Annotated in this window: 13 protein-coding genes; 5 read left to right on the top strand and 8 right to left on the bottom strand. The window is 71.5% G+C overall.

Translation table 11 applies throughout. The annotated features are described in order from the left end of the window. Positions 1 to 9 precede the first annotated feature (9 nt). Complete coding sequence (locus ACSHXN_RS23865; protein WP_355141264.1) at positions 10 to 1680, top strand: penicillin-binding transpeptidase domain-containing protein; 1671 nt, start codon at positions 10 to 12, stop codon at positions 1678 to 1680. A 102-nt stretch (positions 1681 to 1782) separates the two neighbouring features. Here the strand turns inward: ACSHXN_RS23865 and ACSHXN_RS23860 are convergent, their stop codons facing one another. Beyond that, a complete protein-coding gene (locus ACSHXN_RS23860) occupies positions 1783 to 2136 on the bottom strand; it encodes an SsgA family sporulation/cell division regulator (protein WP_355141262.1) in 354 nt (117 codons plus the stop codon). Between the two features lie 158 nt (positions 2137 to 2294). On the opposite strand from ACSHXN_RS23860, the gene ACSHXN_RS23855 reads away from it, so the two are divergent. The 4 genes from ACSHXN_RS23855 to ACSHXN_RS23840 all read left to right on the top strand — a co-directional run bounded on the left by ACSHXN_RS23855 (position 2295) and on the right by ACSHXN_RS23840 (position 6207). Next, entirely contained in the window at positions 2295 to 3335 is a 1041-nt protein-coding gene (locus ACSHXN_RS23855) for an energy-coupling factor ABC transporter permease (protein ID WP_355141260.1), read from the top strand. Position 3336: 1 nt separating this feature from the next. Next, positions 3337 to 4134, top strand: coding sequence for a cobalt ECF transporter T component CbiQ (gene cbiQ, locus ACSHXN_RS23850; RefSeq protein WP_356110052.1), 798 nt, complete (start codon positions 3337 to 3339; stop codon positions 4132 to 4134). Further along, positions 4122 to 4892: an energy-coupling factor ABC transporter ATP-binding protein gene (locus ACSHXN_RS23845; protein WP_355141256.1), complete on the top strand. Its 771-nt coding sequence runs from the start codon at positions 4122 to 4124 to the stop codon at positions 4890 to 4892. Before cbiQ ends, ACSHXN_RS23845 begins: the two co-directional genes overlap by 13 nt. Positions 4893 to 5049: 157 nt before the next feature. Further along, positions 5050 to 6207, top strand: coding sequence for a serine hydrolase domain-containing protein (locus tag ACSHXN_RS23840; protein WP_355141254.1), 1158 nt, complete (start codon positions 5050 to 5052; stop codon positions 6205 to 6207). Positions 6208 to 6290: 83 nt separating this feature from the next. Here the strand turns inward: ACSHXN_RS23840 and ACSHXN_RS23835 are convergent, their stop codons facing one another. The 7 genes from ACSHXN_RS23835 to ACSHXN_RS23805 all read right to left on the bottom strand — a co-directional run bounded on the left by ACSHXN_RS23835 (position 6291) and on the right by ACSHXN_RS23805 (position 13169). Next, positions 6291 to 6566, bottom strand: coding sequence for a DUF1876 domain-containing protein (locus tag ACSHXN_RS23835; RefSeq protein WP_355141252.1), 276 nt, complete (start codon positions 6564 to 6566; stop codon positions 6291 to 6293). 71 nt (positions 6567 to 6637) lie between these two features. Next, positions 6638 to 7057, bottom strand: coding sequence for a PPOX class F420-dependent oxidoreductase (locus ACSHXN_RS23830; protein ID WP_355141250.1), 420 nt, complete (start codon positions 7055 to 7057; stop codon positions 6638 to 6640). A gap of 17 nt (positions 7058 to 7074) precedes the next feature. Beyond that, positions 7075 to 8019: an NAD(P)-dependent oxidoreductase gene (locus tag ACSHXN_RS23825; RefSeq protein ID WP_438306495.1), complete on the bottom strand. Its 945-nt coding sequence runs from the start codon at positions 8017 to 8019 to the stop codon at positions 7075 to 7077. A gap of 294 nt (positions 8020 to 8313) precedes the next feature. After that, positions 8314 to 9411 carry a CU044_5270 family protein gene (locus ACSHXN_RS23820; protein ID WP_438303674.1) on the bottom strand — a complete coding sequence of 366 codons (1098 nt, stop codon included), beginning with the start codon at positions 9409 to 9411 and terminating at the stop codon, positions 8314 to 8316. Continuing rightward, complete coding sequence (locus ACSHXN_RS23815) at positions 9408 to 10076, bottom strand: RNA polymerase sigma factor (RefSeq protein WP_355141246.1); 669 nt, start codon at positions 10074 to 10076, stop codon at positions 9408 to 9410. Before ACSHXN_RS23815 ends, ACSHXN_RS23820 begins: the two co-directional genes overlap by 4 nt. Positions 10077 to 10220: 144 nt before the next feature. After that, positions 10221 to 10766, bottom strand: a complete 546-nt coding sequence (locus tag ACSHXN_RS23810) for a YbaK/EbsC family protein (protein WP_355141244.1) — start codon at positions 10764 to 10766, stop codon at positions 10221 to 10223. A gap of 183 nt (positions 10767 to 10949) precedes the next feature. After that, positions 10950 to 13169: an MMPL family transporter gene (locus ACSHXN_RS23805; RefSeq protein WP_355141899.1), complete on the bottom strand. Its 2220-nt coding sequence runs from the start codon at positions 13167 to 13169 to the stop codon at positions 10950 to 10952.

The following is a 13169-nucleotide window of genomic DNA, read 5'->3' as shown; positions in this document are numbered from 1 at the left end:
TCGGAAGCTGTGGGCAAGAGAAGGCGCGCCGCCGAGCGCAGGAAGAGCCGCCCGCTGGTGGTCGGAGGACTGATCGCCGTCGTCGGTGTGGCCGGAGCGGTCGGCGCCTACAGCCTGCTCGGCGGCGGCGCGGCGGCCGACGACGGCAAGGCGTTCACGGGCGTGCTCAAGCCCGCGAAGACCGGGCCGCCGTCCGCCTCCGAGGTCCGCACGACGGCGGCGGCGTTCCTCACGGCCTGGCAGCAGGGCCAGGTGGCGAAGGCCGCGGCCGCCACGGACGACTCGGCGGCCGCGACGCAGGCCCTGACGGGTTACGGCAAGGACGCGCACATCACCGGGGTGACGCTGACCCGCGGTACGCCGTCCGGTGCCTCGGTGCCGTTCTCCGTCAAGGCGACGGTGTCGTACCAGGGCAAGAGCAAGCCGCTGGCGTACGACTCGAAGCTGACGGTCGTGCGCCGGGCCAAGGACGGTCTGCCGCTTGTCCGTTGGCAGCCTTCGGTGATGCACCCGGACATGGCCGAGGGTGACCGCCTGGTGACGGGAGAGGCCGGCACGCCCCCGATCAAGGCCCTGGACCGGGACGGCGGCGAGCTGACGACGGCCAAGTACCCCTCGCTCGGGACCGTGCTGGACGGTCTGCGGGAGAAGTACGGCAAGAAGGCGGGCGGCAAGGCGGGCATCGAGCTGCGCATCGTGCGCAAGGCGGCGGCCAAGGGCAGCCAGAAGACGCCCGACAAGACGCTGGTGGCGCTGAGCGAGGGCACACCGGGCACGGTGAAGACGACGCTGAGCCCGACGCTCCAGGCGAAGGCCGAGCAGCAGGTGTCGCAGAAGGACAAGGCCTCCGCGGTCGTCATGCGCCCGTCGACGGGCGAGATCCTGGCCGTGGCGAACTCGAGCCACGGCTTCAACGCCGCCTTCCAGGGCTCCCTGGCCCCGGGCTCGACGATGAAGATCGTGACCTCGACGCTGCTGTTCGAGAAGGGGCTGGCGCACGCGGACAAGCCGCACCCGTGCCCCAAGTACGTGACGTACGGCGGCTGGAAGTTCCAGAACGACGACAAGTTCGAGATCAAGAACGGCACGTTCAAGGCCAGCTTCGCGGCCTCCTGCAACACGGCCTTCATCAGCCAGGCGGAGAAGCTGGAGAACGACGACCTCACAAAGATCGCCCAGCAGATCTACGGGCTGAGCATGAACAACTGGGCGATCGGCGTCCCGTCCTTCGACGGCGCGGTCCCGGTACAGAGCGCGGCCCAGATGGCGGCCTCCCTGATCGGCCAGGGCAGCGTCCGCATGAATCCGCTGAACATGGCCTCGGTGGTCGCGACGGCCAAGACGGGCGTGTTCCACCAGCCGTACCTGGTCTCCCCGTCGGTGGACGGCCGCACGCTGGCCAAGGCGACCCGCACCATGTCGGCGTCGACGCAGGCCCAGCTGAAGGAGGTCCTCCAGTACACGGCCGCGGCCGGCACCGCCGCCAAGGCGATGGCGGGCCTGGGTCCTGACTACGGCGCGAAGACCGGCTCGGCCGAGGTGGACGGCCAGGAGCAGCCGAACGGCTGGTTCACGGCCTGGAAGGGCGACCTGGCCGCCGCGGGTGTGGTGCAGCAGGGTGGCCACGGCGGCGACTCGGCGGGACCGATCGTGGCGGCCCTGCTGCGCGCGGGAAGCTGAGCGGCGACCGGTGTCCGGGCACCGCGGGCCCGACCCCACGGGCCCGCGGCGAGATGGCCCTCGCGCGGATCAGCGGCACCGGGACCCTCGGATGCGTTGCGGCTAGTTGAAGTGCTGCCCCACAGCGGCCCCCGCCGTGTACGTACGGCGCAGGAAGCGCAGCAGCGCCTTCGACTCCAGTTGCACCACCTCGACCCCCCGCTGCGAGTGGAACTCCATGACCGCCTGGACCCGGCCGCAGGGCCAGATACGGACATCGCCCTTCTCGGCCGGGGCGCGCAGCCCCTTCTCCAGAAGATCCCGCGAGAAGGCCCACTCGTGCGGTCCGGGCAGACCGATGCGGACGGATCGTGGATCGATGTCGGGGTCGTAGCGAAGAACGATGGGAACGGCGTCCGGAGCTTCCGGGGAATCCGTGACGACATGGGCTCGTGCGTACTGTTCCACAACTGTCATGGGACCGCTCCTCACGCTGCGTCACCCACACAGAAGGTGAATCCACTACTTCTCCAATGTCTCATATAGGGACAAAGGCGGCTTCCGGTGCCCACAAGAGGTAGTCACGGATACCAAGCTCTTGCAATGACTTCGCAATAAGCCGCTATCCTCCAACGGTGCATGTACCCGACGGATTCATCAACGCCCCCACCTCCGCCGCGACCGGCGTCCTCGCCGCGGGCGCCCTGGCCGTCAGCCTCAAGGGTGCCCGGCGCGAACTCGACGAACGCACCGCACCGCTCGCCGGCCTGGTGGCCGCCTTCATCTTCGCCGTGCAGATGCTGAACTTCCCGGTCGCCGCCGGTACCAGCGGGCATCTGCTCGGCGGGGCGCTGGCCGCCATCCTGGTCGGGCCTTTCACCGGGATCCTGTGTGTGTCGGTCGTCCTCCTCATGCAGGGGATCCTCTTCGCCGACGGCGGCCTGACCGCCTTGGGCGTCAACATCACCGACATGGCGATCGTGACGACCGTCGTCGCCTACGCCGTCTTCCGTGCACTGGTCAAGATCCTCCCGAGGACGCGCCGCTCCGTCACCGTCGCCTCCTTCGCCGCCGCGCTGCTCTCCGTCCCGGCGGCGGCCGTCGCCTTCACCCTGATCTACGCCGTCGGCGGCACCACCGATGTCTCCATCGGCAAGGTCGCCACCGCGATGATCGGCGTCCATGTGCTCATAGGCCTCGGCGAGGCCGCCATCACCGCGCTCACCGTCGGCGCCGTCATCGCCGTACGCCCGGATCTCGTGTACGGCGCCCGGGGTCTTCGGCAGCGCCTCAAACTGCGCGTCGGCGGCGAACTGGTCGACGCGCCGGCCACCGGGCCCGCACCCGTGCCGGCCGCCGCCCGGTCCCACCGCAGGCTGTGGATCACCGGACTCGTCGCCTCCCTCGTCCTCGCGGGCTTCGTCAGCTTCTACGCCTCCGCCAGCCCCGACGGCCTGGAGAAGGTCGCCGCGGACCACGGGATCGACGGCACGGCGCGGCAGCACGCCTCCGCCGGCTCCCCGCTCGCCGACTACGGCGTCAAGGACGTGGACGACGCCCGCCTCTCCGGCGGTCTCGCCGGTGTGATCGGCGTCGGAGTCACCGTCGCGGCGGGCAGCACGGTCTTCTGGGCCGTCCGCAGGCGCCGCGCGTCGAGCACCTCCCCGGCCGCCTGAGATGAGTACGCAAACCGTTCCCTCCCGAGCGAGGGGAGGCGAGCGCGGGGCCGCGCACCGGCTCTACCGGCACGGGCACTCCCCCGTGCACGCCCTGCCGCCGCACACCAAACTCGCCGCCGCCTTCGCCTTCGTGGTCGTCGTGGTGTCGACGCCCCGCGAGGCGATGTGGGCGTTCGCGGTGTACGCCGTTCTGCTCGGTGCGGTGGCGTACCGGGCCCGTGTACCGGCCGGGTTCCTCGTCAGGCGCCTGCTGATCGAGGTCCCGTTCGTCGCCTTCGCCGTGCTGATGCCGTTCGTCGCGGAGGGCGAGCGTGTCCACGTCGCCGGGCTCTCGCTCAGCGTCAGCGGGCTGTGGGGCGCCTGGAACGTGCTCGCCAAGGGCACCCTCGGTGTCGCCGCGTCGGTGCTGCTCGCGGCCACCACCGAGCTGCGCCAGCTGCTGCTCGGGCTGCAGCGGCTCAAACTCCCGCCGCTCCTCGTGCAGATCGCCTCCTTCATGATCCGCTACGGCGATGTCATCACCGACGAGATGCGGCGGATGCGCATCGCACGGGAGTCGCGCGGCTTCGAGGCGCGCGGCGTCCGGCACTGGGGCGTCCTCGCCAAGTCCGCGGGCGCGCTCTTCATCCGCTCCTACGAGCGGGGCGAGCGCGTCCACCTGGCCATGGTCAGCCGCGGGTACGCCGGCTCCATGCCGGTCATCGACGAGGTGTCCGCGACCCGCGCGCAGTGGTCGTACGCCCTCGCCCTGCCCCTCGCCGCCCTCGTCGTCTGCCTGTTGGGATGGACCCTGTGACACCTTCGCTGGAAGTGGCCCGACTGGCCTTCGCGTATCCGGACGGACACCAGGCCCTGTTCGGCGTCGACTTCACCGTCGCGCGCGGCGAGCGGGTGGCACTGCTCGGGCCGAACGGCGCCGGGAAGACCACGCTCGTGCTGCACCTCAACGGCATCCTGACCGGTGGCACGGGCACGGTGAAGGTCGCCGGGCTGCCCGTCGGAAAGAAGCACATGGCCGAGATCCGGCGCCGGGTCGGCATCGTCTTCCAGGACCCGGACGACCAGCTCTTCATGCCGACGGTCCGCGAGGACGTGGCCTTCGGGCCCGCGACGGCCGGGCTCAAGGGCGCCGAGCTGGAGGCCCGCGTCGACCGCGCCCTGGAACAGGTCGGCATGGCGGACTTCAAGGACCGGCCGCCGCACCACCTGTCCTTCGGCCAGCGCCGCCGGGTCGCGGTGGCGACCGTGCTGGCCATGGAACCGGAGATCCTGGTCCTGGACGAGCCGTCGTCGAACCTCGATCCCGCCTCGCGGCGCGAACTCGCCGACATCCTGCGATCCCTGGACGTCACGGTCCTCATGGTCACCCACGACCTGCCCTACGCGCTGGAGCTGTGCCCGCGCTCACTGATCCTCAGCGAGGGCGTCATCACCGCGGACGGAAGGACCGGCGAACTGCTCGCCGACGACACGCTCATGCGCGCGCACCGGCTGGAACTGCCCTACGGCTTCGATCCCCGATCCGTGCCGTCGGCGGCGGACCGCGCCCGCTGACCGCCGTCACGGCGGGCTCGTGGGCATGTCCCGAGCGGTCCCCCTGCGGCGCCACGAACGGGCACGTCGACGTCGCGTCCGTGCCGGGCCGAGGAATCAAAGGCGCCTGCGACGGTGTTGGAGTCACTGTCGCAGGCGGACGAAAGGGAACACGGGCGTGGACGTGAACGGCGCTGTGGCCGAGGGCTTCGAGCCGGTCAGGGAAGCGTTCCTCGGGAACTTCGAGACGATGGGGGAACGCGGGGCGGCGGTCGCCGTGTACCGCCACGGTCGCAAGGTCGTCGACCTGTGGGCCGGGACGCGGGACATCGACGGCGCACGTCCCTGGGAGCGGAGCACGGCCCAGATCGTCCGCTCGGCCACCAAGGGCGTCGCCGCGGCCGTGCTGCTGATGCTGGCCGAACGCGGAGAGCTGGACCTGGACGCCCCCGTCGGCCAGTACTGGCCCGAGTTCAAGGCGCAGGGCAAGGAGCACACCCTGGTGCGGCACGTGCTGGCGCACCGGGCCGGAGTGCCGGCGCTGGACACTCCGCTCACCCCCGCCGAGGCAGCCGATCCCGATCTCGCCGCCGCGGCCCTGGCCGCCCAGCCGCCGGTCTGGGAGCCCGGCGCGGATCACGGCTACCACGCCCAGACGTACAGCTGGCTGACCGGCGAACTGGTCCGCCGGGTGACGGGCCGGGACATCGGCACATGGATCGCGGCCGAGATCGCCGGACCGCTCGGCCTGGACCTGTGGGTCGGGCTGCCCGGGGCCGAGGCGCACCGCGTGGGCCGGGTCGGCCCCCTCGAGATGCCGGCCCAGGCCGGGGCGCTGCGCACCCGCCCCAAGCGCGCCGTCGCGGACGCCTACGCCGACCCCGACAGCCTCACCCGCCGTGCCTTCGCGGCGATCACCCCGTTGCCCGACGAGAACGATCCCGCCTACCGCGCGGCCGTTCTGCCCGCGTCCAACGGCATCGCGACGGCCGACAGCCTCGCCCGCTTCTACGCCGCCCTGGCCGGCGAGGTGGACGGCGTCCGCCTGTTCGCACCGCGGACGCTGGAGCACGCCCGCGCCGAGGCGTCGGCGGGCCCCGACCGCGTGCTGGTGGTCAGTACCCGGTTCGGCCTCGGTTACATGCTCCACGGCGGCGCCTCGCCGCTCCTCGCCCCCGGTTCCTTCGGCCACCCGGGCCGCGGTGGCGCTCTCGGCTTCGCCGACCCCGAGTCCGGAATCGCCTTCGGCTATGTCACCAACGGCTTCCGTCAGAGCGTGACGGCGGACCCACGGGCGCAGGCCCTGGTACGGGCGGTGCGCGCCTCCCTCGGGTGACCGCGCGCGGCCCGGACGGCCACGAGGCCCGCACACGGTGTTGTGCACGGGCCTCGCCGGGTACCGGCTTCACCGGGACGTGTTCAGTGCGTCAGCGGGTGCGACGTCCTCCCCGACGCGTCGTCGATCTCCCCGTGCGCCTTCGTGAGCAGCTGCATCGCGAGATCGTTGAGCGCACGCGCCCCTGCGATCTCCTCCCCCACACGTGGCTGATTGGAGTCGGTGTGGTGGCGGCTGGCGTACCCGTGGGACCGGACCTCGTTCCCGTCGGGAAGCCGTACGAGCGCCGCCGCCCGCGTACGCTCCTGGTCCTCCTCGAATTCGAGTTCCACATGCCATCCGACTGCGGTGTGCATCATGACGATCACCTCCGGAACCGCTGATTCCAGGGTGCTCCTCCTTGTGCGGTGACGCACGGTGCGGCCGCGCCTCAGCCCGGCTGATCGCTGTCCTTCATCTCCCCCCAGCCGTGCCACCGGTCGACAGTGATCCACGCGCTGACCCGACCGCGCTCCCGGTCCGGGTAGGACCTGCCGATGTACTGCTCGGCGATCCGGTCGATGTCTGCCAGGTCCTTGTCGTCCTCCATCTCCGTGACCCGGCCGACGACGGTGACATGCGTGTACCAGTCCCCCTTGTCGAGGACGGTGAGGCTCACACGCGGATCACGGCGCAGATGCGTGAGGCGCACGCGTCCCCCGTCCATGTTGACGAGCACCCGGCCGTCCTCCCACAGGTACCAGGTGGGAGTGGACACGGGCTGACCGTCCGCACGCAGGGTGACGATGACCGCCGGGTTGGGGCGGCGCAGCATCTCGACGGCCGCGGCGGGCAGCGGAGGCTTGGACATGTGGACTCCTCGGGTCGTCAGGAACGGGGCTCGTCCTCGAAGCTGGCGAAGTAGGCGGCGGCCATGTCCTCGTCCCCATGGCCCTGGGCCGCGGCCCGGCGGAACCGCTCGGCGGCCGCCGCGGCGACGTCGAGACGGACTCCGTTGCGCTCACCGGCCCCCACGATCAGGCGGGCGTCCTTCTCCGCGGTCGCCACCGCGAAGCTGGCCGGGGTCAGCCCGCCCTCACGAATGAGATCGATCTTGGCGCGCAGATATCCCATGTCGAGCGGGCCGCCGCCGATGAGGCCGAAGAAGTCCTGCGGGTCGACGCCCAGTGTCTCGGCGAGGGCCAGTACCTCGCCGGCCGCGGCGGTGGCCGCGAGCACCCAGCTGTTGGCCACCAGCTTCAGCCGGGTGGCGCTGCCCGCCGCACCGTCGTCACCGGTCCACAGCGTGCGGGCGCCGACGGCGTCGAAGACCGGCGCCACCGCGTCCCGGCCCTCGACGGGACCCGCGGCGAGGACGGTCAGCTGCCCCGCCTCGGCCGGCTGGCGCGTGCCGAGCACCGGGGCCTCGTAGAAGACCAGTCCGTGCTCCTCGGCGAAGTCGGCCATGCCGCCGGCGTCCTCGATCCCCGCCGTGCTCGACTGCACCCAGACGATGCCGGGGCGCAGCCCGCGCATGGCCTCCTCCATGACCTGCACGACGGTTCCGCCGTCGTACAGCATGGTCAGGACGACGTCCGCGCCCTGCACGGCCTCGGCAGGCGTGTCGGCGATGTATGCGCCGTCGGCGGCCAGCGGTTCGGCCTTGGCGCGGGTGCGGTTCCAGGCGCGGACGGCGTGCCCCGCCCGGGCGATGTTGCGGGCCATCGCCGCGCCCATGATCCCGGTGCCCAGGACGCTCACGGTGAGCTTGTCTGTCATGACGCCAACTTCCTGATCCGTACGATGAGTCGTGCGCTTCCCATGCTCGCTCAGGCGCGCGCCTTCCCCGACGCGGGGCGGACCAACCGAAGCCGGCTGCCCGGACACGGACGCCGTCCTCCGGCCCGCGCGGGTCCTTCACCGGGCTGTTCTTCCCTCTGGGCATCGTCGGCCGCCGTGCCCTGCGCCGCCACTCGGCGGCATGCTCGGACGGGATCCACCACCCGCGGGAGCCGCCCGTCGCCGCTCGGCACTCCCGTCACGCCACGACGGCCGGACCCGAAAGGCCGGGTCCGGCCGTCGTGGGCCGTGCGGGGTGGTCCTCCGCGGGCTCGTCCGGTGGGTTCGTCAGCCCGCCTGCGACGGGGTCTGCTTGATGCCGTCGACGATCGCCCGGTTCATGATGGCGCTGGTGTAGGTGACCGTTCCGGGCTTGATCACGGAGTCCTCGCCTCTGGTCTCTTTCACCTGGACACTGCGCTCGCCCAGGAAGACATGGGACTTCCTGTCGAAGATCCATTCCTCCCGCTCACCGCTGGTCTCGTCCAGCCGGGCCACCGCCACCCCGTGCCGGCCCACCGCGTCCACCGCGTCCTGCACGACGACGACACCGGGGATCTTCGCCGCGGCCTTGAACAGCGCCGAGTACAGCTCGGCGGGCGGATAGCTCTCCCCGAGCAGATCACCGATGGTGGTGAACGCCTGCTGGTCGGGGGAGTTGCCGTGGCCCTTCTCCTCCTTGTAGATCTTGGCGAGCAGTGCGTCGGGGTCGGTGGTCAGCTTGGCCAGGTAGTCGTACGAAGGCCCGTTCAAACCGGCCTTGCGAGGGTTGCCCTGCTCGTCGGGGAGGCTCAGGGTCTCCCCCTCGGGGCTGTCGTTGACGGCGGGGTCGATCAGCCAGCCCTTGGTGCCGTCGGGAGAGTTCCAGATCTGGCGGCGGTGCAGCTCGTGGCTGGCCAGGGTGGTCTTGTCGCCGACCGACTTGGTGAAGGTGTCGGCCGTCCTGGACTCGATGTAGATGTACTGGCCGGGCTTGACGGCCGGGTGGGAGGTCTCGGCCGCCGCCAGCGAGATCCGGTCGAGCAGCTGCGGCACGCCCTTGGTGGTGGCGGCACCGATCGTCGTGGTCAGGGCGGGTCCGGTGGCGACGCCGCCGCTGCCCGCCCCATTGCCCGCGGGCATCGCCACCACGGCGATGACCGCCCCGGTCAGGGCCGCGGCCACGGCCACGGCCGGCAGCACGATCGCCGGGCGCGGCAGCCGGAAACGCCCTGTCTTCTCCGGGACCGCTGCCGTCCGTGTGCGCTGTTCCTGCTGAATCCGGTCCATCAGACGCTCCTTGTGGAACTGGTGACGGCCCATCGGCAGGTCGCGCGCCGTGTGGGAGAGCAACTGCGCGTCCTCGTCCCACTCGGCCGGGTTCTGCCGGGAAGTGTTCGTGTTCATCGGTTTCCTCCCTGCACGGGCCGGACCACGTGTGCGTGATCGCCTCTTGTCTGTCGGCCCGGGCGGCCGACTTCCCGATTTCCGCGCACGTTTTTCGGCGTCGTCCCCACGGCCGGGGCGGCCGCCTCGTCCTTGGTGAGCGCGCGCAGCTTCTTGCGCGCCCGGGACAGCCGGGAGGCGACCGTGCCCACCGGGATCCCGAGCGCCTCGGCCGCGGCCTCGTACTCCAGGCCCTCCCCGAGGCACAGCGCCACCACCTCACGCTCCGTCCGGCGCAGTGAGGCGAGGGCGCCCAGGGCCTTGGCGAGGCGGCGCCGGTCGTCGATGCGTTCGGCCACCTCTTCGGCGTGGTCGGGAACCGACAGCTCGGCCGCGGCGGCGGCGTTCGCGGCCGCCCGGTACCGCCGGTTGCTCCGGTACTGGTTGCGCGCGGTGTTGGTGGCGATACCCAGCAACCAGGGCCGCAGGGAGCCGCCCTCGGGATCGACCCTGTCGCGCAGCCGCCACGCCTCCATGAACGTCGCGGCCATCACGTCCTCGGCCGTCGACCAGTCGGCGGTCAGCCGGAAGGCGTGGTTGTAGACCGCGCGGGCACAGCTGTCGAAAAGCTCCGCGAACGCGCTCGAATCCCCGGCCCGTATCCGGGTTCGCAGTTGAGTGCTCACTTCCCTGAGCTGTCCGGCACCGCGCACCGGCTTCCCGTGATCTGCGCCACACCGCGCCGATCGGGCCGGCCCGTGGTGCCGGGGAATGCCTCCGAGGTGCTCATCGGCGAGGGGACCGAGGAGCGTCCCGGGGTCCGCGATCCGTCACGCCGGCTGCTCGCGCACGTCGACCAGCGTGCCGCCCGCGTGCCCGATCAGCGTCCTGGGGTCCATCGGGAACACGGTGTGCGGGGTGCCCGCCGCGGCCCACACCGTGTCGTGGTTCAGCAGCGAGCGATCGGCGAGCACACGTGTCGCCGTGCGGTGCCCGAAGGGGGGCACGCCGCCGATCGCGTACCCGGTGGTCTCCCGCACCACGTCGGCCTTGGCCCGGGTCACCTCGGCGGCCCCCAGTTCCCGCCGGACCCGCTCCACGTCCACCCGGGACGCCCCGTCCATGAGGACGAGCACCGGCGCCCCACCCCCGAACTCCCGGCTCCCGTCGGACAGGGGGGACTCCCATGCCACGAAGATCAGCGACTTGCAGATCTGGCTGAGTTCGCATCCGATGGCGGCGGCTGCCTCGGCGGCGGTACGGGTCGCGTCGGGGAACCGCCGGATCCGCCCCTGGAGCTCACCCAGTCCCAGCTCTTCGAGGGCCTCGGCGAAACGGGGATGGGCTCCGGAGTTCGCTGCGTCGGTGGTGGTCATGCAGGGCAGGCTAGTCGCCGCTCACCCGGGCCACGAACGGATTCCCGCCGGTCACCCGCGCGCGGGGGCGGGACGCCCGGCGGCCTCGGTCCCGCCGGGAGCGGACAGTCCACCCTTTCGGAGCAGCGGACCGCCGCGCCACCCTTCGTGGTGGCGCGGCGGTCCGCGTCCGTGGGGCGGGGCTCAGACCCCCACGAGCTCCCGGTCCTGATCCGGGTCCCTGCGGCCCTCGTCCCGCCGCGTGCGCAGTCCCTCGCCCTCGACGTCCACGTTCGGCAGGACGCGGCCGAGCCACTTCGGAAGCCACCAGGCCTTCCTGCCGAGCAGGGCAAGCACCGCCGGGACGAGCGCCATCCGCACCACGAAGGCGTCGAAGAAGACCGCGATGGCGAGGCCGAAGCCGATCATCTTGATCATCGACTCGCTGGAGCCGATGAAGCCGGAGAAGACGGCGATCATGATGACCGCGGCGGCGGTGACGACCCGCGCACCGTGCCGGAAGCCGGTCACGATCGCCTGACCGGGGTTCTCCCCGTGGACGTAGGCCTCGCGCATCCGGGTCACCAGGAAGACCTCGTAGTCCATCGCCAGGCCGAAGACCACACCCACCATGAAGATCGGCATCATCGACATGACGGGTCCGGTCTCCTCGACACCCATCAGCCCGGACAGCCAGCCCCACTGGAACACCGCGACCACCGCGCCGAGCGCCGCCGTCACCGAGAGCAGGAAGCCGAGCGCCGCCTTCAGCGGGACCAGGATCGAGCGGAAGACCACGATCAGCAGGAGGAAGGCGAGACCCACCACCAGCGCCAGATACGGGATCAGCGCGTCGTTCAGCTTCTGCGAGACGTCGATGTTCATCGCCGTCGAGCCCGTGACCAGCAGCTTCGCACCCGTGTCCGCCGTGATGCCGGCGCCCGCCCCGCGAATGCCGTGCACCAGGTCCTCGGTGGTCGCCGAGGACGGCTTGGAGCCGGGGACGACCGTGATCATCGCCGTGTCGCCGGCCGCGTTGTAGGTCGGGGGCGTCACCGTCACGACATCCCGCATGCCCTTGATGTCGTCGGTCACGGTCGTGACCGCCGCCTTCGGGTGCTCGCTCGACTTCGCGTCGACCACGACCATCAGCGGACCGTTGAACCCGGGGCCGAAGCCCTCCGAGAGGAGGTCGTAGGCCCGGCGCTGTGTCGTGGCCGTCGGCTGCGAACCGTCGTCCGGCAGGCCCAGCTCCAGCTGGGACGCCGGGAGCGCCGCAGCGCCGAGTCCGATCACGCCCAGCAGCAGGACGGCGACCGGGCGGCGCACGACGAAGCGCGCCCAGCGCGTGCCCATGTTCGGCCTGTCCTTGGCGGCGGCGGCCCGGCCGCCGCCCAGCAGCCGGCTCTTCTCGCCCGCCGGCTTGACCTTGCGGCCCGCGTAGCCCAGCAGCGCGGGGATCAGCGTCAGCGCGATCAGGACCGCGATGGCGACGGTGCCCGCCGCGGCCACGCCCATCTTCGTCAGCATCGGGATGTTCACGACCGCGAGACCCACGAGGGCGATCACGACGGTCAGACCTGCGAAGACCACCGCGGAACCGGCCGTGCCGACCGCCCGGCCCGCCGCCTCCTCGCGCTCTCGGCCCTCGGCCAGTTCGGCGCGGTAGCGCGAGACGATGAACAGCGCGTAGTCGATGCCGACCGCGAGGCCGATCATCATCGCCAGTGTGGAGGTGGTCGAGCCGAGGTCCAGCGCGTTCGCCAGGGCCGTGATCGTGCTGACGCCGATGCCCACACCGATCAGGGCGGTGAGCAGGGGCAGGCCGGCCGCGACCAGCGAGCCGAAGGTGACGACGAGGACGACCGCGGCGATCGCGATCCCGATGACCTCCGTGGCGCCCGTCTCCGGTACCGCGGACAGGGCGTCACCGCCGATCTCGACGCTCAGCCCGTCGTCCCGCGCGCTCTGCGCGGCCCGCTTCAGGGCGTCCTTCGAGGCGTCCTCGAGCTCCATGCCGGAGACCTTGTACTTCACCTGTGCGTAGGCGATCGTGCCGTCCTTGCTGACGGCGTGCCCGGTGAACGGGTCGGCGACGGAGGTGACCTCGGAGCCGTCGCGCAGCTCCCTGACGGTCTTCTCGACGACCGCCTTGTTGGACTTGGCGGTCACCTTCTCCCCGCCCGGCGCCTTGAAGACGACCCGGGCGGTCGCGCCGTCGGCGCTCATGCCGGGGAATCGCTGTTCCAGCAGGTCGAAGGCCTTCTGTGCCTCCGTCCCCGGGATCGAGAAGGAAGAGGAGCCCGCTGCGGGGGCGCTGGCGGCGCCGACGCCCGCGAGGGTCAGCAGCGCCACCCAGATCAGGGCGACGAAGTGCCGGCGCCGGAAGGCGAGCCGGCCGATTTTGTAGAGGAATGTGGCCAC

The sequence above is a fragment of the Streptomyces sp. HUAS TT11 genome (assembly GCF_051553595.1).
Classification (GTDB): domain Bacteria; phylum Actinomycetota; class Actinomycetes; order Streptomycetales; family Streptomycetaceae; genus Streptomyces.
Note: the sequence above shows the minus strand (reverse complement) of the source record. Positions and strands in the feature narration are given on the sequence as shown.